General features: G+C 44.9%; 18 protein-coding genes. 9 read left to right on the plus strand and 9 right to left on the minus strand.

Translation table 11 applies throughout. The features are described from left to right. The first annotated feature begins 16 nt into the window (after window positions 1-16). Window positions 17-718 carry an ABC transporter ATP-binding protein gene (locus tag R8N47_RS04740; RefSeq protein WP_141135643.1) on the plus strand — a complete coding sequence of 234 codons (702 nt, stop codon included), beginning with the start codon at window positions 17-19 and terminating at the stop codon, window positions 716-718. A gap of 65 nt (window positions 719-783) precedes the next feature. Here the strand turns inward: R8N47_RS04740 and R8N47_RS04745 are convergent, their stop codons facing one another. Continuing rightward, complete coding sequence (locus R8N47_RS04745; RefSeq protein ID WP_064354156.1) at window positions 784-1,467, minus strand: hypothetical protein; 684 nt, start codon at window positions 1,465-1,467, stop codon at window positions 784-786. 75 nt (window positions 1,468-1,542) lie between these two features. After that, window positions 1,543-2,460 carry a leukocidin family pore-forming toxin gene (locus tag R8N47_RS04750; RefSeq protein ID WP_005376731.1) on the minus strand — a complete coding sequence of 306 codons (918 nt, stop codon included), beginning with the start codon at window positions 2,458-2,460 and terminating at the stop codon, window positions 1,543-1,545. Between the two features lie 1,099 nt (window positions 2,461-3,559). Here R8N47_RS04750 and R8N47_RS04755 point away from each other — a divergent pair. Beyond that, a complete protein-coding gene (locus R8N47_RS04755) occupies window positions 3,560-4,534 on the plus strand; it encodes a DUF1852 domain-containing protein (protein ID WP_017636059.1) in 975 nt (324 codons plus the stop codon). Between the two features lie 30 nt (window positions 4,535-4,564). After that, entirely contained in the window at window positions 4,565-5,593 is a 1,029-nt protein-coding gene (locus tag R8N47_RS04760; protein WP_017636058.1) for a methionine synthase, read from the plus strand. Window positions 5,594-6,600: 1,007 nt separating this feature from the next. On the opposite strand, the gene R8N47_RS04765 is transcribed toward R8N47_RS04760, so the two are convergent. Together R8N47_RS04765 and R8N47_RS04770 are read right to left on the minus strand one after the other, a co-directional pair. Then, window positions 6,601-7,620 (minus strand): DUF2955 domain-containing protein, encoded by a 1,020-nt coding sequence (locus tag R8N47_RS04765; protein WP_064354155.1) that lies wholly within the window; start codon window positions 7,618-7,620, stop codon window positions 6,601-6,603. Window positions 7,621-7,629: 9 nt separating this feature from the next. Then, window positions 7,630-8,694: an HlyD family secretion protein gene (locus R8N47_RS04770; protein WP_005376744.1), complete on the minus strand. Its 1,065-nt coding sequence runs from the start codon at window positions 8,692-8,694 to the stop codon at window positions 7,630-7,632. Between the two features lie 99 nt (window positions 8,695-8,793). On the opposite strand from R8N47_RS04770, the gene R8N47_RS04775 reads away from it, so the two are divergent. Both R8N47_RS04775 and R8N47_RS04780 read left to right on the plus strand, forming a co-directional pair. Then, a complete protein-coding gene (locus R8N47_RS04775) occupies window positions 8,794-9,654 on the plus strand; it encodes a LysR family transcriptional regulator (protein ID WP_064354154.1) in 861 nt (286 codons plus the stop codon). 150 nt (window positions 9,655-9,804) lie between these two features. Further along, on the plus strand, window positions 9,805-10,347 hold the full coding sequence (locus R8N47_RS04780; protein WP_064354153.1) for an isochorismatase family protein: 543 nt from the start codon (window positions 9,805-9,807) through the stop codon (window positions 10,345-10,347). 39 nt (window positions 10,348-10,386) lie between these two features. On the opposite strand, the gene R8N47_RS04785 is transcribed toward R8N47_RS04780, so the two are convergent. Beyond that, entirely contained in the window at window positions 10,387-11,283 is an 897-nt protein-coding gene (locus R8N47_RS04785) for a 1-aminocyclopropane-1-carboxylate deaminase/D-cysteine desulfhydrase (RefSeq protein WP_064354217.1), read from the minus strand. 223 nt (window positions 11,284-11,506) lie between these two features. Between R8N47_RS04785 and R8N47_RS04790 the strand changes: the two genes are divergently transcribed. Beyond that, window positions 11,507-12,745, plus strand: coding sequence for a leucine-rich repeat-containing protein kinase family protein (locus R8N47_RS04790; RefSeq protein WP_064354152.1), 1,239 nt, complete (start codon window positions 11,507-11,509; stop codon window positions 12,743-12,745). Window positions 12,746-12,849: 104 nt separating this feature from the next. Here R8N47_RS04790 and R8N47_RS04795 read toward each other — a convergent pair whose 3' ends face one another. Both R8N47_RS04795 and R8N47_RS04800 read right to left on the minus strand, forming a co-directional pair. After that, on the minus strand, window positions 12,850-14,139 hold the full coding sequence (locus tag R8N47_RS04795; RefSeq protein WP_064354151.1) for a sensor histidine kinase: 1,290 nt from the start codon (window positions 14,137-14,139) through the stop codon (window positions 12,850-12,852). Continuing rightward, window positions 14,136-14,813: a response regulator transcription factor gene (locus tag R8N47_RS04800; protein ID WP_005389368.1), complete on the minus strand. Its 678-nt coding sequence runs from the start codon at window positions 14,811-14,813 to the stop codon at window positions 14,136-14,138. Before R8N47_RS04800 ends, R8N47_RS04795 begins: the two co-directional genes overlap by 4 nt. Before the next feature lie 152 nt (window positions 14,814-14,965). Between R8N47_RS04800 and R8N47_RS04805 the strand changes: the two genes are divergently transcribed. The 3 genes from R8N47_RS04805 to R8N47_RS04815 are packed head-to-tail and all read left to right on the plus strand — an operon-like array spanning window position 14,966 to window position 17,836. Continuing rightward, on the plus strand, window positions 14,966-16,006 hold the full coding sequence (locus R8N47_RS04805; protein WP_017820495.1) for a glycosyltransferase family 2 protein: 1,041 nt from the start codon (window positions 14,966-14,968) through the stop codon (window positions 16,004-16,006). Window positions 16,007-16,008: 2 nt separating this feature from the next. Next, a complete protein-coding gene (locus tag R8N47_RS04810; RefSeq protein WP_045412049.1) occupies window positions 16,009-17,415 on the plus strand; it encodes an ArnT family glycosyltransferase in 1,407 nt (468 codons plus the stop codon). A gap of 4 nt (window positions 17,416-17,419) precedes the next feature. Next, window positions 17,420-17,836 carry a GtrA family protein gene (locus R8N47_RS04815; protein WP_064354149.1) on the plus strand — a complete coding sequence of 139 codons (417 nt, stop codon included), beginning with the start codon at window positions 17,420-17,422 and terminating at the stop codon, window positions 17,834-17,836. A gap of 134 nt (window positions 17,837-17,970) precedes the next feature. On the opposite strand, the gene R8N47_RS04820 is transcribed toward R8N47_RS04815, so the two are convergent. After that, window positions 17,971-18,915 carry a hypothetical protein gene (locus tag R8N47_RS04820; protein ID WP_064354148.1) on the minus strand — a complete coding sequence of 315 codons (945 nt, stop codon included), beginning with the start codon at window positions 18,913-18,915 and terminating at the stop codon, window positions 17,971-17,973. 3 nt (window positions 18,916-18,918) lie between these two features. After that, a complete protein-coding gene (locus tag R8N47_RS04825; protein WP_064354147.1) occupies window positions 18,919-22,416 on the minus strand; it encodes a T6SS effector BTH_I2691 family protein in 3,498 nt (1,165 codons plus the stop codon). Between the last annotated feature and the right edge of the window lie 200 nt (window positions 22,417-22,616).

The following is a 22,616-nucleotide window of genomic DNA, read 5'->3' on the forward strand; positions in this document are numbered from 1 at the left end:
TAACTCTGGAGAGAACATGTCGAAGCCGCTTGTTGAGCTGACCAACATCTGCAAATATTACTCAAGCGGGGAGGCGGAAGTTCGCGCGCTAGACGGCGTTGACTTAACCATTAATCAAGGCGAGTTTCTTTCGATTCTTGGCCCGTCCGGTTCAGGCAAATCAACGTTGATGAACATGCTCGGTTGTTTAGATAAGCCCACCGATGGCGAGTACCAACTTGGCGGCCAAAACGTCGCAAGTTTAAGTGCGAATGACCTAGCTGGCATTCGTAACCAAAAGATCGGGTTTGTCTTCCAAAGCTTTAACTTATTGGAATACGCGACGGCGCTCGATAACGTGGCGCTGCCGTTGGTTTACTCTGGCATCAAAGGCAAAGAACGTCGCCAGCGCGCCGCCAAATTGCTAGAGCAAGTCGGGCTAGGGGATCGTTTAGACCATAAACCAACCCAGCTTTCTGGTGGTCAAAAGCAGAGAGTTGCGATTGCAAGAGCCTTGGTCAACGACCCTCAAATCATCCTAGCTGACGAGCCAACCGGCGCGCTCGATTCAAAATCTGGTGCTGAGATCGAAGCTCTGTTCAACCAACTCCACGCCGAAGGCAGAACATTGATCATCGTGACGCACGATAACGCCCTCGCAGAACGCACCAAACGCATCATCACGATCAAAGATGGCAAGGTGATTTCGGATAGAGCGCCGGTAAGTAGGGAGAGATGAGCTTTTCTTAATTGAGAACTGAGTTTTAAGGGAAATAGCGATACAGAGGCTATCTCCCTTTACTTTTATTCGCGATGTTCGCTTTGTCTCTCTTTTATCAAGTCATGCTTTTGTTCTTTAAGTAGAGTGATTGCGAGCTTAGTGTCCTCAATCAATTTACTGTTATCGTTGAGATCTTTGCTCTTCAAAGGCAAAACTAGATAATGAATGCTGCCATCTGCATTCTGTACTCCGGTAGCGATGATGACATCACCTTCAGACGCCGTACCAAAATACTCTGATACGACTTTGGTTTCGCTGACACCGTAGCTATCCAAATAGGATGACTCCGTATTGTCAAACAAGATAGGACCCCCTTGCTTAGCTAATGTTCGCAATTGTTTTTGCTTTTTCTCGTCGAATGGATAGTCGGTCGTACTGATGTAACTTACCTGTTCAGCTTCAATAAAATCGTACAGTTCATTGCTCAGTTCATTTAATGGGGCAGATATCCAAGGTGTAGCTGGAATGACGTCGGAAGTATCATCATTGCGACTTAGTGGTGTTGGAGCGGTAACAACCTCTTGAGCAGCATCGCTCTCAGGAGGCGTTACACTTATTGTCGCAGCGTCTTCTGTCTTGATTTGCTCATCAAGGCTTGCAACAGGTTCGGTCTGGGCATTCTTGTTATTTGAATTAATTAGAAATATGGCGAGTACTGCACCAAGTGCTAGCGCCGATCCAGTCAAGAGTTTTTTGTTACTTGTCATGTGTCATGTCTTACCGTTTATTTCATTAGTAAATATAGCGGCCACTTATTTATTCCGTGGCCGCAGGCTAATAAGTTAGTGGTAGAGATCGTCATTCCAAGAGATAGTTACGGCTCGGCTAGTCTCTGTCCATTGACTGCTATCACGATTTTTCTTCCAGGTATTTTCTGGAGTGGTATACCAGCTACACCAGTCGCGACCAAAGTAGTAATTGGTTTTTCGCCAACCAGCAACCAGCTTGACCTCTGATGTATCTAGGCCATCTTGAATGTCATTTTTTCTATATACGACGCCGACTTGTGGTTTAAAGTCTGAACGCATAACGACAGGTAACTCATTGTAATCAATCAAATTACCCATGTCACAACTGGTCCAACGATACAATAACCAGTCTTTAGCTGGCGTATTATGGCGGATGGTCTTGTTTTCAATTAACCAATTAATGCTTTCGTTAGCTTGGTTAAAATCGGCAACCGTTTGAAACTCTGGCTGGTCGTACGTTACACGGTTGCTCCAGGAGATTCCCCCACTAATATTTGGAGAAGTAGAAGCACTGAATCCAAGGTTAAAATCTAGCGACTCACTGACAGATGCCGTTGCAATGGTGTTTTCTGGAGCATGGCTCATGTGGCGTAAAGGGGCGCCATTTAAATAGCTCAGTGCCAGCTTAAAAGCCGTTGGAACGGTGTAACGGTAATCTCCCCCAGTAGCAAAACCATAGATTTGTTCTTTGTTTGGAACATTAGTCATGTCGAAGCCAGAACCGCCATTTAGGATCAACTTGGCTTCTTTAGCGCCATTTGGTAGCAAAGATTGGTTCCAGACATTTTCTAAAGAATAAATTAAGCGGATTTTTTTCGAGCGAGCATCACCATCATCAAGCTGAAGCAACGTCGAAGTGTAAGATTTCAATGTATCTTCAGCATGTGCTGGTGCTAAAGAACCAAGTAAAGCGAGTGCGATAATACTCGCAGAAAGATGCTGTTTTTCCATTATTTTTTCCTATTAGTCAGCCCATAAAGACTTTTGTTTTAAACCATCTTGATGGGCACTTTATAATTATGGACAGGTTATAAATTCAAGCTCAATAAATGAGCGGTGAAATAGTGCATCTTGTTTTTTATTAAAAAAAGAAAAAGGATAGATTCGTGGGATTAATGTCTCATAGTTTTTAAATTCACCACTCAACTATAATAAATAAGAATTTGGTTATTAAGTCTTGTCTTTTTAAGTTATTGCTTAATTTTAATTTTCTAATGTTGTGTTGAGGTTTTCTATTGATAAAAGTGAATTTTATAAATGTTAGCCATGTTATTTTTAGGGTTTTTGTTATACCAAATTAAGTAAAGTATCGTTATGTGGTTATCTCGGGTTTATGGATTTAATTCAAATTAAAACAGTGGTTTATGTTTTTTGTTATTATTTTTTTAGAGCTTAATGTAATAGTTGAGTGATAAAGTCCGTCAATGAAGTTGCCATGTTCGTGTATGAAGTTATATGTGCTTTTACAGCAGGAAATTAAACTTTACGTTTAAGATGGTAAAGATAGAAAAAGAAATAAATAAGATTATTAAATAATCATGTTTCGAGAATATAAAATGTAACGTACTTCTAATTAAACGAATGCTTGAATAAACGATGGAGTGTGAAAAGTGCTATTTAAGTTACGCTGTCCTATATTCCAGTTGGCGTATTGTTTATACAATGCGTTTTCTCGGCTTAAAACTGGTTTACGTACTGCTAATCTCTTATCCGTTTCTTAATTACACATATTGGCAATATGCTCGCCAAGTTACGTGTATTGGTGTCAATGAAAAACAGTATCTACGATAGCTCTCTCAGGGTTGGAACTCCCACTATGAATTTCCTTCATGTTCAATGTGAAACAATACCAATATTACTCAACTCGTGAAGCAAGTATAAAAAAGGACTGCTCTGGTGTTAGGCACTGCGACGGTCATTTTTTGTACGAACCGTTCGTCGTAAGTGCTGTGCAACCTAACGATTGGGAAAACCAAAAAACAAAAAATGTCCCCATGCACAGAGTTAGGAAAAGTCTGCTTTATCTAAGGAAATAGGATACCAACTCACGATGAATAACGATTTCACATTTGCTATCAAAAGCATTCGCTTTGATGAGAATTACCAACCATCAGACAACACGCGAATCACTACCAACTTTGCTAATCTGGCTCGCGGAAACTACCGCCGAGAGAATCTGCGCAATGCGCTCCGAATGATCGACAATCGTTTTAATGCGTTGGCATATTGGGATAACGCGCAAGGTGACCGCTACTCCGTTGAACTTGAAATCATCTCCGTTGATATGGATATCCAAGGTAGTGGAGAAGCCTTCCCATCGATTGAAGTGCTCAAAACCAACATTGTTGACCACAACACTAACGAGCGCATTGAAGGCATTGTGGGCAACAACTTCTCTTCATACGTGCGTGATTACGACTTTAGCGTTTTGCTGTTGGACCACAACAAAAACCAGCCACAGTTCAGCATCCCAGCGAACTTCGGTGATTTGCATGGCAAACTGTTCAAAGCTTTCGTTAATTCTGAGTCTTACAAACAGCATTTCAAAAAGCTGCCGGTGATTTGTCTGAGTGTATCGGACAACAAGGTATACCGACGCACCGAAAACCAACATCCTGTTTTGGGCTTTGAATATCAGCCGAACGAATCTTCGTTGACGGAGCAGTACTTCAAGAAGATGGGCTTACAGGTGCGCTACTTTATGCCGCCAAACAGCGTTGCACCGTTGGCATTTTACTTCTTCGGTGACTTGTTGAACGATTATTCAAACCTAGAGCTTATCAGCACGATTAGCACGATGGAGACATTCCAGAAGATTTACCGACCTGAGATTTACAATGCCAACGCGGTTGCCGGTAATTGCTACCAGCCAAACCTAAAAAACCTAGACCACTCGCTAACTCAAATCGTTTACGACCGAGAAGAGCGCAGCCAACTGGCGATTGAACAAGGAAAATTTGCCGAGGAGCATTTCATCAAACCTTATCAATCTGTGCTTGAACAATGGTCTGCAAACTACGCGTAATCGACAACGAGAATCTAGAAAGGAATGACGATGAAAACACTATTACCGACTTCAACGGCTGGCAGTTTACCGAAACCTTCTTGGCTGGCCGAACCAGAAAAACTTTGGTCACCGTGGAAACTGCAAGGTGAAGAACTGATTGATGGCAAACGTGATGCGCTACGCGTCGCTTTGCAAGAGCAAGAATTGGCAGGCGTTGATATCGTCAGTGATGGAGAGCAAACTCGGCAACATTTTGTGACGACCTTTATTGAGCATTTAAGCGGCGTAGATTTTGAAAACCGTAAAACGGTGACCATTCGCAACCGTTATGAAGCAAGTGTTCCGACGGTGGTTGGCCCAGTAAGCCGCACAAAGCCCGTGTTTGTTGAAGATGCCAAGTTCTTGCGTCAGCAAACTAAGCAACCTATCAAGTGGGCGCTGCCAGGCCCTATGACGATGATCGACACACTTTATGATGATCATTACGGTAGCCGTGAAAAGCTGGCTTGGGAATTTGCAAAGATCCTCAACCAAGAAGCGAAAGAGCTTGAAGCGGCGGGTGTCGACATTATTCAATTCGATGAACCTGCGTTCAATGTGTTTTTCGATGATGTGAACGAATGGGGCATTGCGTGTTTAGAGCGTGCGATTGAAGGGCTGAAATGTGAAACTGCAGTGCACATCTGCTATGGCTACGGCATCAAAGCGAACACGGATTGGAAGCAAACGCTAGGCACTGAATGGCGACAATACGAAGAAGTATTCCCTAAATTGCAGCAGTCAAATATCGATATTATCTCGCTTGAGTGTCATAACTCACGAGTGCCTATTGAGTTACTTGAGTTGATTCGCGGTAAGAAAGTGATGGTTGGTGCGATTGACGTTGCAACCAACGAAATTGAAACGCCAGAAGAAGTGGCGAATACACTGCGAGAGGCATTGAAATACGTTGATGCCGACAAGCTTTACCCATGTACCAACTGTGGTATGGCGCCTTTGTCTCTTGAAGTATCGACCGCTAAGCTCAATGCGTTAAGTGCGGGTGCGGAGATCATTCGTAAAGAGTTGGTGGGTTGATGTTAATACTTAGGCTCCGCACCATGAACTAAAATTAGGGTCATTCTAGCGAGTTTAAATGAGACTAGGAGTCGGTTTACTGCTCGCTAGGAAATAGCGATAACTTCCGCACTTCAAAGCACTCGGTGGGTAGATCCTGAATCACGCTCGTCCCTCGCTGTTCAGGATGACGGATGTTGGAAGATACATTGCTCGCCACAACCCTAGGTATTGGATCTGCTCCAAGAGAGGGTCATTCTAGCGAGTTTAAATGAGACTAGGAATCGGTTTACTGCTCGCTAGGAAATAGCGATAACTTCCGCACTTCAAAGCACTCGGTGGGTAGATCCTGAATCACGCTCGTCCCTCGCTGTTCAGGATGACGGATGTTGGAAGATACATTGCTCGCCACAACCCTAGGTATTGGATCTGCTCCAAGATAGGGTCATTCCAGCGAGTCTAGACGAGACTAGGAATCTGATTACAGCTCGCTAGGAAATGACGATAACTTTCGCACTTCAAAGCACTCGGTGGGTAGCTCCTGAATCACCTCGTCCCTCGTTGTTCAGGATGACGGATATTGGAAGATATATTGCTCGCCACAACCCTAGTTATTAGAGCAGTTTCAAGATAGCGTCATTCCAGCGAGTTTAAACGAGACTAGGAATCTGATAACAGCTCGCTGGTAAATGACGAGAACTTTCGCACTTCAAAGCACGTGATTAGTAGATTCTGAATCACTTCGTCCCTCGCTGTTCAGGATGACGGATGTTGGAAGATACGTTACTCACATACCCAACTATTTGGCTTGTATTCAAATTTTGGTCATTCCAGCGAGTCTAGACGAGACTAGGAATCTACTAACAACTCACTGGAAAATGGCGATAACCTTAGAACTTTACAGCACTCGGTGAGTAGATCCTGAACCACGCTCGTTCCTCAATGTTCAGGGTGACCGTTTTAAATAAAAATGCCGCTCACAGTAAAGTGAGCGACATACATTTCCCGTTTCCAGCCTCTGCCAAGGCTTAATTCAACTCCACGTTCTTCATCTCAGGATGCTTTAGCAATATCACACGAATCCAGTGATGCACCACCCACATCACCATCGCGGTGAGCAGAACAGCAACGAAAATCGAGCTGAAACGGTACAAGATCGAAAAGAACGCGTCTTTTTGTTCTGGCACCAATGAGGTCGTCAGCGGAACCGATAGGGCAGACATGGCAGAAAACGCGATAGCCGCTTTAATTTGCCCCTTGGTGAGCCACAAGCAGAATGGCCCCATCGCAATGGTAAAGGCGAGCCAAAAGAGTAGCCCATGCCCATACCAACTGCCCAATATGAGCTGAACAGCCATCCCTGCGATGCAGCCTAGTGCGGTGCCGATGATGCGAATTTTTGCCATGGCGAGCGAGCCCGCTAAAGTCATTGGGGTTAGGATGATCAAAATGGAAGCTTGTGCGGATAGCGAGTCATATAAGTCTGCTACTTGGAATACGATAAATGCCGCCATCGCCACTACCCAACCCATGGCAACTTGGCTGATGTAGTCAATATCGCTTTTCACGGGGGTCGATATCTCAATGTGTTCGGCGGAGGATTTTGGCTCAGGGAACAACCAATACGCGAATGCGCAAACAAAAATATTGCTGAACGCCATCACCCACATGTTGACGTTGAACTCTTCAATATCCATGAAGTTATAGCTGGCAAAATTCAACACAATTGAACCCACCAACAGCCCCATGTAACCAAACAAATAGGTTTTCTGGTTCATCATTGCAATGCACTTGAACAGCATCATGATTCCAACGGCTACGTTCATTAATGTTGGATGAAACTGCAAGTATTCCAGTAAAAATGTGGCTTGTATGGTTGTCCACACCGCAGAGAAAAACACGATCAATAAAGCCGCTAGGTTAAAGTGGTCCATTCTGCCCAATATAAACAGCGGCATCATGATGGCAAAAAATCCGTAAGACCAACCGAAGATCATGCTTAGCGCGAGCCCTAAAGAGCAGCCGAACCAAATTCGTAAGGTTTTCATTGTCGCCGCCTAGTAAATGAAGTGGAACCAGCTTGCGAGGTGAATCTGTGCTTGCGCCATCAACTGCCAGAAAATGCTGTTGTCTGGGTACAAAACAATGGTAGCGCGAGAGCCGACAAACAGTGCTGGTGGTAACTCTTCGCTGCTGGTTAGGTTCACTCGTGTACGCTGCGCATCACGTACCCAGCGGTTGTTCACTTCCACTTTGGTTAGTGCGCCATTAGGCGTTTGTTGTGCGGCTGCTACACCGTAATCGCGGCTAGCTAAATCAAAGTCGTACACCGAACCCGGGTTGGCATCAAATGTGACCAAGGCGTGGAAAGTCTTGTCTACGTTCGCGACGGATTTTTCACGAAAATCAGCGGCTACCCAGAGTGATCCTGTTGGTACAAATGTCAGCAATGGCATGTTGGTGTTTGCCATCGTGCCAACTTCTAGTTGCAGGTTGGTCACGACACCATCACTGGGAGCGAGTACCGCGGTATTTGCCAAATCAAGTTGCGCCTTTTCGATGCCGTTTTTGGCAATTCGAACGGCGGTGCTTTGACCTTTTTGATCGCCTAATTGCGCCTCAATGACTTTTAAGTTTTGTCGTTCCGCTTTAAGCGCTGCACGTGATACCTGATTTTGGGCAAAGGCATTATCGAGTGTCGATTGAGAGATGACTTTCTGCTTCGATAACGTCAGTAAGCGGTTGTATTCGCGGTGTGCATTATCAAATGTCGCTTGTGCGCGGGCAATATTGGCAAGAGCGGCTTCGCGTTGAGAATACAGTGTTGCTTCTTTTTCATAAGCGGATTGCAGAGACAGCTCCGCCTGTTCAAGTGCTATCTTGTATTTACGATCATCAATCGTAAACAACACATCGCCTTTTTGAACGGACTGGTTATTCTCGATGAGAACGTCGGTCACTTTACCAGATACCTCGGGTGCGACTTGGACAACGTATCCTTGCACTCGTCCTTCGGTCGTTAAGGGGGCGTGGCGGTCAGCAATGATAATGTACAAAAATAGTACGATGAACAGGACAATCAAAGTTCGCATCCAGTGTTTGAATTTTTGGTCAGCCGTCATTACAAGTTCCATTAAACATATTGGATAGCGGATTATAGAGAAGTCACTCACAATTCAGTAGAATGATAATACGAACATAAATGACCTAAAAATAGGACAATGAACGTTAATTTTGATGATATTTACCTATTCACTCAGACGGTGGTTCACGGCGGTATAAGTGCAGCGGCAGAGGCGAATCAACTACAACGCTCAAAAGTGAGTCGTCGTCTGCAAGAATTAGAGAAATCGCTCGGGGTACAGCTTTTGATCCGCACAACACGCAGCATTGAGTTGACGGAGCACGGGAAACGCTTGTTTGAGTTGGTGGGGCAGCCTATTGACCATATTCAGCAAGGTTTAAATGCCATGCACGAATATCAACAAGAGCTGACGGGCAAGGTGCGTTTAGCCATTCCTTCCGCATTGATGAGCTCTGCCGCGTTTAACGCGATCATCACCGAGTACACAACGCGGTATCCGGATATTTCGGTCGAGATTGAAAACCATCAAGAGAGTGTCGATCTCAAGCGTCAATCGTTTGATTTGCAGCTTCTTCCGAGCGTGGTCAAAGTCACCGATGACAGCTATGTGCAGTTCAGTCTTTTGCCTTATCGTAGTCACTTTGTTGCGTCAAAAGCCTATCTAGAATCGCATCCGCCAGTAAAAACGGTGGAAGATCTTAAGCAGCATCGCCTTTTAACTAATCGTTACAATGCTGATTTGCTCGATTCAGATCTGCATGTGGCGTTGCGCTCGGACGACCTCAACTTGCTGCGCTCGATGGCGATAGCAGGAAACGGCATCGCGTTTATTCCACAAATTCATTCCAAGCCTGCACTGAGAGACGGTTTGTTGGTCGAGGTGCTGCCTCAATTCGCGCATCCGAAGCAGCATCTTACTCTGATTTATCCCTCGGCCTTATTTCTGCCCAATAAAGTCAAAGCCTTGATTGAGCTAATTCGAGAGAAATTTAAATAGTCAGTTCAAACCACACTTACCTAAGGGCAAATGTGTGAGCGAAGGTCATCTTTCTAGGTTTTATTGCTCTAACATGAAAGGGTTCTGATACATTAACTGTTGCTCAACTTGTTGAGTATGGTTTGTGGTCGCACAAGATAGGAGATGGAAATGTTATCGAAAGGAAACACGGGCCTGATTGTGGTGGATGTTCAGGGCAAACTCGCTACATTAATGCATGAAAGCGACGCACTGATTGAAAATATCACGAAACTGGTAAAGGGTGCCAAAGCACTAGATTTGCCTATTCTGTGGCTAGAACAGAATCGAGAAAGGTTGGGCCCAACCGCGGAGCCGATTCGTGAAGTGCTTGAAAGCACGCATTTACCTATTACCAAGTACACGTTTGATGGTTGCAAAGAGGCGACGTTTAAGGTCGCGGTGGAGAACGCGAAAGTTGATACCTGGTTGGTTTGCGGTATTGAATCCCACATTTGCGTCTATCAAACCGCGGTTTCTCTGCGCCAGTCCGGTTATCGCGTTGAATTAGTCACGGATTGTGTATCTTCCCGAACCGCTGCCAATAAAGCGCTCGCTCTTGCGAAGTTAACCGCTAACGGTGTGGTGCTCACTGGGCTAGAAATGTGTTTGTATGAAATGGTCGAAGATTGCCGAGCACCTGAATTCAAAGAAATTCTGGCGCTCATCAAATAGAGTAATCACTGGAATCAACAACAACTTTATCTGAACACGCTATTCAAATTCTCGTTGATATCTTGGCAACATCGACTCGTTGCCAAGTAACCCGCCTTGGTGAATATAAATCACCATTTTATCTGTGTTCTCTTCCAACCAAGGGGTGAGGCATTGCCACATATACGGGTCGTATAACAGGTCAAATTCGAGGTCGGTTTGCTCAAAGAGTGCTTTCCATGTGATGTAATCTTCTTCGTACAAGCGACCAAAATGGTGTTTGTTGCGGATAGTTAAAATGGTTGGGTGGCTGTTTTCACCGAGCTGGTTGAACTGCTCAGTTAAGTAATCTGCATCGCCTACGCAAGGGCAAGTTAGCACTTCAATGCCGTGTGGACTTAAATGTTTATGAAGATATAAAGACGTCGTGCCAGTGCCTGATGGCAGGGCGACCGCAAACTGCTCTTTACCTCTCAATCGCGTCCAATCAAGAATTTCTCGTGCTAACTGTTTGATGCCAGCTTCAGCGAGGTGGGAACGTCCACCTTCTGGAATAAGCAATGTCGATTCATCTAATCTTCGTACCTGGTGGATGTACTCACTAGGGTGGAGTTCGCTACCGATGTCTTGCATGGCGGTGATTTTCATACCCAAATCGAGAGCGCCGCGATAGTTTCCGATGGGGGAGCTTTTTAGCCAAGATGGAATGTGATGAACATAAAACTCAAATGCCCAATCTTTAATCTGGGCGAGAGCCGCTAGCGAGTACATGGCATTAGATTGAGCGGAGCCAAAGCTTATTAACGTGGTGATGTCGGGATTGTGCTCTTCCATTAACGTCATAAACTTACGTGCTTTGTTCCCAGAAAAGTGGGAGTGGAGCATGTCGTCACGTTTAAGGAAAAATTTGTGCCCATTAAAGCTATGTTGGGTGATAGGACTTTCTGAGAGTTTCATGTCGATGCTGACGGAATAAACCGTGTCACCTTTGCCATTTAAAAAGGGCGCGTAGTGTAACGCCATTAAACCCAGATAAAAAGTCTGTGTTTCAGTACAACCATTTCGGTTATTCCTGATGTTTTGACGCGCTTTTACTGGGGCTGTAATGCAATGGCTCGCCTTTCTGCTTCAAGCCACGTAAACTACGCCGCTTATTTCAACTCAATCAGAAGGCTTGGTTTTGCAAACTCTAGAACAATTAAAAACAGGACAATTAGTAGGAACGAAACAACTGAAGTTGGCAGAAGGGCTAACTGAGTTTCCTATGGAAATTTTAGAGCTTGCAGAAACGCTTGAAGTGTTAGATTTGTCTGGTAACGCACTGTCAGATTTACCACCAGAGTTGGAACAGTTGACCAAGCTAAAAATCATCTTTGCTTCCAACAACCAGTTCACCCATCTGCCAGAGGTCTTGGGTAAATTGCCAAACCTTGAGATGGTTGGGTTTAAAACCAACAAGATTAAAGTGGTGAGTGAAGCCTCACTACCAACTCAGTTACGTTGGTTGATTCTGACCGACAACGAGATTGAAGTTCTGCCAAACAGTCTGGGTGAAAGACCACGCCTAAGAAAGCTTGCATTGGCGGGCAATCGCATCAAACAACTGCCAAACAGCATGGAAAACTTGGTCAATTTAGAATTGATTCGTTTATCTGCGAACCAGTTAGAGCACTTCCCGGATGTGTTGATGAAGCTGCCTAAATTGGCATGGTTTGCTTTCGCAGGTAACCCATTCTGCAAACACCCATCTTCGTTAGATAGTGTGCCGAAAGTGACGACAAACAGTTACTCGCTTAATCATGTTCTTGGCCAAGGTGCGAGTGGTGTGATTTCTCATGCTAACTGGACTGACGCTCAATACGACTTCCCGAATGAAGTGGCGGTGAAAGTGTTCAAGGGCGAAGTGACCAGCGACGGCTACCCACATGATGAACTTGAAGCATGTTTGCAAGCCGGGCATCACAACAACTTGGTGAAATCCATCGCGCAAGTGGATGACGGTAATGAGCTTGCTTTGGTGATGGAGCTGATCCCAAACTGTTACTACAACTTGGGTTTGCCACCAACGTTGGAAACTTGCACCCGAGATACATTCCCACAAGGTTTTACGTTGACGGTCGAGCAAGTCAATTCCATTGTTGAGCAGATGGTGGACGTGTTTAATCACCTGCACGACAACAAGGTGTGCCATGGCGATTTGTATGCGCACAATACTTTGGTTAATGAGCAAGGTGAGATGATCTTCGGCGATTTTGGTGCGGCGAGCATTTACGGTTACTTATCGGACGAACAGCAAGCGGCAATCCGAACCATTGAATCTAGAGCGTTGAAGTACTTTATCGAAGATATGTTTTCTGTGTGTGAGGCGTCGGAATCGGCATCGCAAGCATTCAATCGACTAGCAGCGCTTGCAGCATAAGATTTCATTCAATCGAAATTAAAAAGAGGTATCGAATTGCTCGTTTGATACTTAGCAAAGTAGATACCTCTCAATTGAATTAGGCGCTGAGGAAGTTACTCTGATCAAGCCTCTTGATGCTCTGACGCAAGATTAATCACCGCCTCACAACCACCTTCTGGATGTGTACCAATCTTAAATTGCCAGCCATAACGCTGGCATAAATCATCCACAATCATCAAACCCAATCCGTGCCCATCAGAATGTGGAATGGTCGAAAAGCCTTCGCCTTCATCACGTACCGAGATGGTGTTTTCCCCGATGCTGATATGAATTGATCCCGATGGTGTCGCGGCGATGCCGTTGCGAATCAGGTTGCCAAGAATAATGGTCAACACAGCATTGGTAGCGCGCGTTTTTGGGTTTCCGTCGATCTGTACATCAAAGCTGAGTGCTTTCTCATCCGCCTGAGCTTGGCTTTGGAAGATGATTTGGATGAGTTCTTCTTCGGTGATGCTGCGCACTGGTGAATCATCTGCATTACGCTCGTAACGCACTAAGCCGAGTAGGGCATCCACCATAGTCGACATCTGCTGCGTTGCATCTTGAATTCGGTTCACCTGGCGGGTCTGGAAATCCGTGTTCGCACTTCTTGCCAGTAAACTGCTTGAGCCTTTCATTACGGTTAACGGTGTACGCAGTTCATGGCTTGCGTATCGTGCAAAGGCTTGCTCACGCTTGATGACTTGGTTGATTTTGTGGCGATACTCATTCAACTCATCCGCGAGGGTTTGGAACTCTTTGGCCGAGCCCTCTGGCACGCTAAAAGTTTGCGTAGCATCGCCTTGATGATGGTCGAGTTGAGTTTTAAGCGCATTGACGGGTTCAATCAAGCGTTGTGATAAGCGCAGCAGGAGGCTACCAAACAGGAACACCAGCACGGCGACAATGGACAGCACCATAGCGACGACGAGAATGAATTCCTCTGAGGTGATCTCGATTTCATCAATCAAGGAAACCAGAATAACGGGATGTTCAACGCCTTTGTAGGTGTAAGTGCTCATGTAAACCATGCGCGAGTATTCACCGTCTTCTACTTCATCAAGAAAGTGCTTTTGACCAATCAGGTATTTTTGATAGCGCTCGGCAACCAATGAGATGTCGTTGTATGCAGTGGTGAGCAGGTCAAGTTGAATACTGCCTTGCTCTGGGTGGGACTGGAAATGTTCAATTGCTTCTTTTTTGTCGACCATAATACGACGCTCGCCCACGCGGTCTTCAGACCAAAGCAGGGAGCCGGTAATCAACAAAAAGCAGAAGATGCCAATCACGACCGACACAAAAGAGAAAAACAGAGCGAGTCGCCCTGTCATACTTTGTGTGCTTTGCGTGCTAGCAAGTAAGCGATTGATCATGCACCTGTCTCCAAGCGGAAGCCAACTTTCGGCACGGTGATAAGCACATGTTGTTCAAATGGCTTATCAAGTTGGTTGCGAAGTTGGTAAATGTGGCTGCGCAGAACGTCGTTGTTCGGCTCGTTCTCTTGCCAAAGTTGGAAGGCAATTTCTTCGCGTGTCACTACGTCTGGCGCGCTTTTCACAAGCATTTCCAGAATGGTGTAAGTGGTAGGGTTTAGCGCCAACAGTTTATCTTGGCGATAAGCTTTACGCGTTTTTTGGTCGATAGACACTTCACCGTATTCCAACTTGCTCGATGCGACAGTGCCACGGTAACGGCGGATCAGTGCCATCATGCGCGCTTCAAGAATATCCAGATCGAAAGGTTTGGTCAGATAGTCATCCGCACCGTGTTGGAAGCCTTTGAGCATATCGTCACGGCTATCGAGCGCCGTCAGCATAAGTACCGGTGTGTTGTTGCCCGCGTCGCGAAGTTTATTACACATGGTCAGGCCATCCATGCGTGGCAGCATGAGATCGAGCAAGATGATGTCGAAGGTGTTTTCCATCGCTAGTTTCAGGCCGAGTTCGCCGTTGTCTGCATAATCGAGTTCCATACCTGCACACTCAAAATAATCGAACAGCATGCCTGCAATTTCTCGATTATCTTCGACTAAAAGTACGCGTTTCATGTATTTCTCTCCAAGTGGGCAGGTGTTCGAAAATAAGACTTCGTCTTAACCGAACATTATTCACTAAGGACGTGAAAAAGATGTCAATAACATCTCTTTCACGTTGATGTTTGTAGACTGGATTCATTCATCGGATTTAGTGGAAGAGTAGCATGTCAACCTTCAACATTCACGCTGCAACCTTTTCAAAGGTGAGCCAACACACTGAGCCTAAAACAGTTTTGTCTGTTGTGGTGCCATTCTTTAACGAGCAAGAAGTCTTGACTGAATTTCATCGTCGTTTAGCCGCCGTTTTGGATGAAATGCCAGAACATTGCGAAATCGTCTATGTCGACGACGGCAGCAAAGATGACAGCCTAATGATCGCGCAAAACTTTTCTCAATCTTCTAGCGACGTTCGTTGTATTGCATTAAGCCGTAACTTTGGCAAAGAGTCCGCCATGAGTGCGGGTCTGGAACACTGCCAAGGTGAAGCGGTGATTGTGATTGATGCCGACTTGCAAGACCCACCGGAGTTGATCCCGCAAATGGTATCAAAATGGCGTGAAGGTTATGACGTGGTGAACATGCAGCGCAGTGAACGCCACGGTGAAACCTGGTTCAAACGCTTCTCGGCCGCTTGCTTTTACAAAGTGCTTAATAGCATGGCGAAATTGGATGTGCCGGAGAACGTGGGCGATTTCCGTCTACTGAGCGCAAAAGTGGTTAAACACATCAATGCGCTGCCAGAACGTAACCGATATATGAAAGGCATTTTTTCTTGGCCGGGTTTCAAGCAAGTGACGGTTCAGTTTGAGCGTGATGCTCGTTTTTGTGGTGAAACCAAATGGAACTACCTCAAGCTAATTGGCCTTGCAATGGACGGCATTACCTCGTTTTCCATTCGTCCTTTGCGCTTAGCGACACTTGCTGGTGCGTTAGTGGCGTTCAGTGCCTTTATCTATGGCGCATTCATAGTGATGAAAACCGTAGTGTTTGGTGAGCCTGTCACTGGCTACCCATCCATGATGGTCGTCCAACTTGCCTTGGGCGGTGTGCAACTGCTGTCGATTGGCCTTTTGGGTGAATACATTGGCCGCATTTTTGTCGAGACCAAGCAACGTCCTCTTTATCTTGTTCAGTCTGTTTACGAGCAGCCTGCAAAACATCAATCCATCCAAACCATGAAGTTTAAACTGGGAGAAACCGCGTAATCATGAGTATTAATAAAACCCATCTGTGGTTGTTGTTGGCGTTTGCTCTTTTACTTCGTCTTATTTCACTTGCTGCCTACCCTTTGATGGACACCACAGAAGCCCGCTACGGTGAAATGGCGCGTTTAATGGTGGAAACAGGCAATTGGCTTACCCCACAGTTTGATTACGGCGTGCCTTTTTGGGGGAAACCACCCCTGTTCACTTGGATGAGTGCTTACGGCATTGAGCTGTTTGGATTGAATGAATTTGCAGTGCGCGCGCCTCATTGGTTAGCGGGTGTTGCGACGATTGTTTTTGTTGCTTTCATGGCGCATCGCGCTGGCTTTAATGCAGTCATCGCAGCGTTGGTACTGGCGACGTGTGGCATCTTTTCAATTGCTGCGGGTGCGGTGATGACAGACATGGCGCTGACGTTGGCAATGACGATGGCGATGGTCGGCTTTTACTACTGCTGGCTTGGCAAAGACAAACACAGCCGATTGTGGGGTTACCTCGGTTTCTTTGGTTTGGCTTGTGGATTATTAGCAAAAGGTCCAGTGGCGATCGTGATCATGGGCATCGCAGTGTTTCCTTGGCTTGTGATTCAGCATGGTTTCTTCGGTGCCTTCAAAGCCTTGTGGCAGCGTTTTCCAATTGTATCGGGTTTGGCGCTTATGCTGGCGATTGCTCTGCCTTGGTACATCATGGCAGAAATGGCGACGCCTGGATTTATTGATTACTTCATTGTTGGCGAGCACTTCAAGCGTTTTGTTGTCAGCGGTTGGGAAGGGGACCTGTATGGCTCTGCTCATGATCAACCACGTGGGATGATCTGGGTATTCTGGCTGCAATCGGCTGCGCCTTGGTCAATTGTATTGCCTATCTTGGCTTGGAAACGTCGTAAGGTACTCAAAGCTATTGAAACCGATCATCAAGGTTTGTTTAGCTTCCTGATGTGTTGGCTGATTTCTCCAATGATCTTGTTCACCATGGCTGGGAATATTCTGCCTGCTTACGTATTACCGGGTGTGCCTGCGTTGGGTATTTTGATTGCAATGCTGGTGGATAAACACGATTTCAAATGGTTGACCGGAACGGCAGCGGTGTTGCCAGCCCTGCTTATGATTGCGATGTTGGTTTTGAATATGGGCAAAGCAGATAGCCGCAGCGACCGTATAATCTTCGCGCAAATTAATGACAACGCTCCGGTCTTTTACATTGGTAAGCGCCCGTTCTCAGGTCAGTTCTATAGTCATGGTCAGGCGAAAAAGCTTGAAGATAAGAATGACTTAAACAATCTGAAGAAATTCCACCTGATTGGTAAATCGCAGCAAGTGGATAGCATGATTCATGAAAATGCGTTGAGTTGTACCAACGAGTTCACAGCAAAATCGAAACGCTCACTCTACACCTGTGTGGTTGGATAGCGGAATGGGCAAATTACCAAAATTTGCTTCGCTGGAAAGGTTTGCTTCGTTAACAAGGTTTGCTCTAGTAGGTGGTGTCGGCTTTATGGTCGACACCCTTATCTTTTCTGTGTTGTTCCATTGGCTTGGTCTGGAGTTGATGCTGGCTCGTGGGATAGCATTTTTGTTTGCGGCAACCACGACTTGGCGTGGCAATCGCTGGCTGACTTTCTCTCAAGCAGAAAAAACCAACCCTTTCGCTCAATGGCAAAAATTTATGGCGAGTGCCTGTATCAGTGCTTTGCCGAACTTTATTGTGTTCAAAGGCGTAACGCTCTCGTTAGGGACGCAAGGAGTGATGGTCTATTTGGCTTTGATCTTAGGCATATTGGTAGGCATGGTGAGTAACTATTTACTCAGTGCAAAATGGGTGTTTAGTTGAGGATAGAAAGGTTCGGGCTTACTATCCTATCCTCGAGTTAAAAATTCGTTATTTGAACCAATTTTTCTTTTTGTACATCAGAGTAAATCTAAAGCTTTTCATGGGGGGATGTAAAAAGGTAAACAAGCCAAGGTTTATACCTTGGCTGCCGTTAGTTCAGATTTTGATTGTTCGATTTCAGATTCCGTTTGCCACTTGCCGTTGTAAAGGTATTCACGCTCAGGAAGTGGGGCATTTGACGCCCTTAAATCAAATACCTCTTCGGTTTGATATTCTCTACTACAAACTGGAATACTAAAGAGCCTTGATTCTGGCTTTGCTTCAAACAGCTTTTTATGATCATCGACCTCTTTACAATCCAGTTTGTAGACCTCTGACAGTTGTGTGACCATGGATTCTAAATCCGCTTCAGTTTTAAAGAAAACATAACAATCTGATCTATCTTGTGAGCGAAAGATAGTCTTATGAGCAGTATCTCGATATCTGCATATGTCATGCTTAAAATAGAACTGGATCACTTTCCTTTTTTTATTGTAGTCCGCAAACAGCCAATCCTCACGCTCTCCAATTCTCACTTCTGTTGGTTCATCTGGTTGGCGTTTAAGCATTTTAAAGGAGACTAATATAAAAGCACCTGCACCTGCTAACGCCATCGGGCCAACCATCGCTACCATCACCACACATACCACTGCACCTATCCAGCCAACGGCTTGCGTGGCGGTATTCACCCACTTAGGCATGTTGCGACGTTTCTTCATCACAAAGCCTTTGTCAGAAAAAATATAGTCATAGCGATAGTCGAGGCCAATCGTAAGGTAAAAGGCTCCAGACACCATCACCGATAAAATAAAAGAAAAAATAGTTACGTCAACCGTGTCACTCGTATGTATAAACAAAGTTAATAGGAATGGAGCGATCACAAATGGAAACGCAAAAAGTTTAAAGTAATAGCGAAATGGTTCCTCTACATCATACTTATGCCATGTTCTGACGTTATCGCCTGCGAGTATTTCTTGCTCTTGTGCCTCTTGATAAACTGCCAACTCTTCTGGAGTGATATAAAATGGTGAATATGCCAAGGGTTACTCCTTAAAACCTAATGTGCCAACAACGGTGGTGAGTGATTTTTTAATGATATTTTGTTTGGTATTGTCTGAAATCACGCGATAAGTTGCACTCTGTTTTACGCTATTTTGGAACCAATACTCACGCTTTGATGGAGCATCATCTTCCGTATCGTACACCACTTGCATTGCAAGGTAATGGTCTACTTCTGTGATTGGCAATGCTACCTTGTACACCACCAATTCGGCACTAGCTAGGTCTTGAGTTTTAAGAGTGACTAAATCTGCGTTTTGATGCCACGAGCCGGACGTCAAATCATCTTCTGTTGCCTTGCTGTTAGTACTCACCATAATACCATTCGTTGCAGCGCGCCGTGGCAGCTGAATATGCACTTCCAAGCCAACTAACTCACGATGTGTATAGCCTGGATAAGCCTGTATATTTTCAATAGGTTGATGGTATATCGTAGGCTGTTGAATAATAGATTGTAAGTCAAACAGCGCTTGCTGCACTAATGCTGAATTATGCTTCTCTCTTTCGGGCAAGCTCGAAGATTGGCTCCACTGAGTGCGAGCAGGGTGATAACCCCAAGGCAGTTTATCTAACCATTTTTGGAAATCATCTTGTTTCAGTTTATTCAACTTATAATTGATGGCTAAGTATGTAACTGTAAGAATAACTAAAGCTGCCGTTACCGGGCCACCAAAAAGCAAGTTAGTCGAAAAAGTACCAGTAGAGGCTCCTAAGAACTGAAACGCACCAATCGCACCAGTTAAACCAAGTGTTACGGTATTCGCTAAATATAATTTGCTTTCGAGGCCATAAACGTTATCGATACTCTGCCAAGAACGGTAAGCCTCAATACCTGAAGCCAGCGCTCCTAAAGCCCCTGTAATCGCAAGCCATTTATTAAATACTTTTAAGTCATCAAGAATCAGGTTTTCAAAGCCTTTTGTATTTCGATCTACTAACTTTTTTAGAGTTTTTAGCGAGTGCTCTCTGAGTTCGTCACTTCCCTTAACCTTATCCCAATACTTACCCGTACGAATACCCGTCCAAGCGTTTGCTGTATAAAAAAGCTTTTGCTGAATATCTAAAAATTCATCTGAGGATGTTAACCCTGTGTCTTGGATACTGCTCATGGCATCACCAAGCGCGATGCAGTTAAATACTAATGCCAGAAAGCCTAGACCACCGGCATTCTCGAACAGTTTATTCAAGTCATTGAGCTTATTCATCACGATCCGCGTTCTAAGCTCGATGGTTCTTTGAGGTAGATCATCAGGTAACTCAATGTACTGCGGGTACTCCAATGTAGCTACAGCGAGAGCCTTCTTAATAGTCTTTCTATTTTCTAAAGCTGTTGTGTATTTAGAGTCAGCTTTGCGGTTATTTTTCTGGAAGTCAGCAATGATTGCATCGTTTTTTTCGAGCTTAATCAGATAATCATTTACGCGTGTTTTCCATTTTTTAAAATCGTGAGCGTAACCTTCTTTTATTGTTACGGGCATATTGTGTGCCATATGTTCTGCAATAACGGCAAATAAATAATAGCTATGACGGTTCAGAGGTTTAGCGAAAACAGGCATCAGCGAAATTGATACTTGTGAGGTCATGCTAACACCAAACTCTACAACGCCTTTTGCAAGCGCACCTATTGCAGATTTAAAAATAATATCCAGCTCTTGGAAACCTTTGGCGATATCTTTGAGAAAGGCTGTTTCCGCAGTGTTTGGGTTGGAAACAAAGTCCATGATCTTAGAGTATATATTCACGCGGTTGCTGGTATCAGATATCTGGTCCATCAACTGATTATCAGGATCAGGATTTTCTGAGACGATCGACTGTTCATCAAGCGCCTCTGTAATATTCTTCTCCATCACTTTAAATAAACTACGACTAAACCCAGAGGCATAGAGAGCAAGTAAACTGGTTGGTCTTTCCCATTGGCTTTCAGCCCATTGGCGGTCTTCTTCTTGCATCACCAGAGTAAATGACTCAACGGCTTGCTTGTGCAGTTGATACAAGCTGTACTGCGTGTCTTCGCTGTATAGGTCGAAGGTTCTCTCAAGATGATGAGGTGTTAAGGACTCCATTACTGCGATAAAGTCGCGTTTGACCGAAACCACTTGGGCTAGCATGGTTTCTTTTTGCTCTGACAGCTCTTGCATCTCGCTCAGCATTTGCTTCCAGTTGAGCTGCTGACGCCAGCGTTCAGTCGCTATCCATTGTTCGTATTTACCAAAACGGCTCGCAGAAATTCGATATTTGTCCTGTATCGCTTTAGCAATGTCACTTTGGGTATGTTGGTGTGATTCAATCGCTCCAGCGGAAAATTTAGCAGGATAGCCGGACTGAACTGAGCTTTTGTTCTGCTCTGCCAAATCAAGTTGGTGAGAAGAGTCATAATAGTCAGCCATGTCGGTATAAAACGACAGCTCTTCGCCGTTACGCTTAACGCTAGCTGGCATGTCTATCTCGTCACTTGCACCAAACATACACAGTTGCATGGCGGTCTGCATCAAGTTCCACTGGTTTGAAAACTGGTCAGTGAAAAGGCGGTAAGGGCTTGCGGCACCAACAAAATGCAGTGACATATCTTGAATGTCTGCGGCGTAATCTTTTATCGCGACGAAGTTGCCTGATTCTTCTTCTGGAATCGCAGAGGTTAAATCGCTTTCGACTGCGACAGGTTTAAAAACAGAACCATCTTCATCTGCTTTGGTGGCGATGCCAGAATCCGCAAAGCGACCATCATCGACGGCAGAAGATTCAATATCAGCGACTTGGGTTAACTTATCAATTGGTGCAATGTTGTGCTGATTCTCGTTTGAGGATAGAACAATGGTTTGCATGCGATCGATATGATTACTCGGATTGTTAAGTACGCGCATGAACGTGTGCCATGTCCAGCGGTGCTCAGAGAAGCAAATCGATAGTACGCTTCCGTTGACGTAAGTAAGAAAGGGCTTTGCATCTTGTGGTGTCCCACGCTGCTCTGATTTTGGGCTTTCTGATTCTCCCAACTTATAGAGCGTGAATTGCGTTCCTTTGATTTCGTATTCGTCTAAGCTTTTGTTGATTGCATCATAGACATACAGCCAACCGTCGCGCAGTTGACGCAGGGTGTAACCAACGGTATTGAGTTTGGCTGGGCCTTGCCCTTTCCATTCTTCAGGCAAACCAAAAGGTTGTGTCTCTTCTGTTTCTAGCTGATCGATGGCATAGCGGACTGGGATAAAGTGCGCAGGTGATGCTTCCGTTGCTTCTTTCTCAGTTTTTAAATTGAGAGGCTCTGGTTCAGACGGCGGTGGCGGATCGATTTTTTTTGTTTCTCCCTCCCAAAACATACTGCGCTCTGGGGGTGAGCCAGCAAGATCATCGGATTCCGTGGTTGGAACGATATTCAGCGATTTCAGTGTACCATCGCTTTCAAATGCCTGAACGGCCTCCTCATAGGTATAGCTGTTGTCATACCAGAACATAGAAGTTTTTGGGGGAAGTGGATTATTCATCGTTAGCCCATGTTTAAGAGTTTTATTCTATTACGCAAATATCGCACCAAAATAAAGCAATTAAAAATCAATGAGTTAGATTTTTATGGTTTTGCGTCAATCAAATAATTGTTTGTTTTTCCAATAAGTTGGTTGGTGTTTACCATTTTTTGTATTGATTGAATCAAAGTTTTAGTTGTGAGTGATGCCTCAATGAGCCG

The organism is Vibrio sp. 2132-1, from assembly GCF_033344315.1.

What these genes read in the sequence shown, in the direction of transcription:
- R8N47_RS04825 (WP_064354147.1), bottom strand. Translation starts at nt 22,416, where the DNA reads ATGAATAATCCACTTCCCCCAAAAACTTCTATGTTCTGGTATGACAAC.
- R8N47_RS04750 (WP_005376731.1), bottom strand. Translation starts at nt 2,460, where the DNA reads ATGGAAAAACAGCATCTTTCTGCGAGTATTATCGCACTCGCTTTACTT.
- R8N47_RS04800 (WP_005389368.1), bottom strand. Translation starts at nt 14,813, where the DNA reads ATGAAACGCGTACTTTTAGTCGAAGATAATCGAGAAATTGCAGGCATG.
- R8N47_RS04760 (WP_017636058.1), top strand. Translation starts at nt 4,565, where the DNA reads ATGAAAACACTATTACCGACTTCAACGGCTGGCAGTTTACCGAAACCT.
- R8N47_RS04745 (WP_064354156.1), bottom strand. Translation starts at nt 1,467, where the DNA reads ATGACAAGTAACAAAAAACTCTTGACTGGATCGGCGCTAGCACTTGGT.
- R8N47_RS04810 (WP_045412049.1), top strand. Translation starts at nt 16,009, where the DNA reads ATGAGTATTAATAAAACCCATCTGTGGTTGTTGTTGGCGTTTGCTCTT.
- R8N47_RS04755 (WP_017636059.1), top strand. Translation starts at nt 3,560, where the DNA reads ATGAATAACGATTTCACATTTGCTATCAAAAGCATTCGCTTTGATGAG.
- R8N47_RS04770 (WP_005376744.1), bottom strand. Translation starts at nt 8,694, where the DNA reads ATGACGGCTGACCAAAAATTCAAACACTGGATGCGAACTTTGATTGTC.
- R8N47_RS04815 (WP_064354149.1), top strand. Translation starts at nt 17,420, where the DNA reads ATGGGCAAATTACCAAAATTTGCTTCGCTGGAAAGGTTTGCTTCGTTA.
- R8N47_RS04780 (WP_064354153.1), top strand. Translation starts at nt 9,805, where the DNA reads ATGTTATCGAAAGGAAACACGGGCCTGATTGTGGTGGATGTTCAGGGC.
- R8N47_RS04785 (WP_064354217.1), bottom strand. Translation starts at nt 11,283, where the DNA reads ATGAAACTCTCAGAAAGTCCTATCACCCAACATAGCTTTAATGGGCAC.
- R8N47_RS04740 (WP_141135643.1), top strand. Translation starts at nt 17, where the DNA reads ATGTCGAAGCCGCTTGTTGAGCTGACCAACATCTGCAAATATTACTCA.
- R8N47_RS04805 (WP_017820495.1), top strand. Translation starts at nt 14,966, where the DNA reads ATGTCAACCTTCAACATTCACGCTGCAACCTTTTCAAAGGTGAGCCAA.
- R8N47_RS04765 (WP_064354155.1), bottom strand. Translation starts at nt 7,620, where the DNA reads ATGAAAACCTTACGAATTTGGTTCGGCTGCTCTTTAGGGCTCGCGCTA.
- R8N47_RS04795 (WP_064354151.1), bottom strand. Translation starts at nt 14,139, where the DNA reads ATGATCAATCGCTTACTTGCTAGCACGCAAAGCACACAAAGTATGACA.
- R8N47_RS04775 (WP_064354154.1), top strand. Translation starts at nt 8,794, where the DNA reads ATGAACGTTAATTTTGATGATATTTACCTATTCACTCAGACGGTGGTT.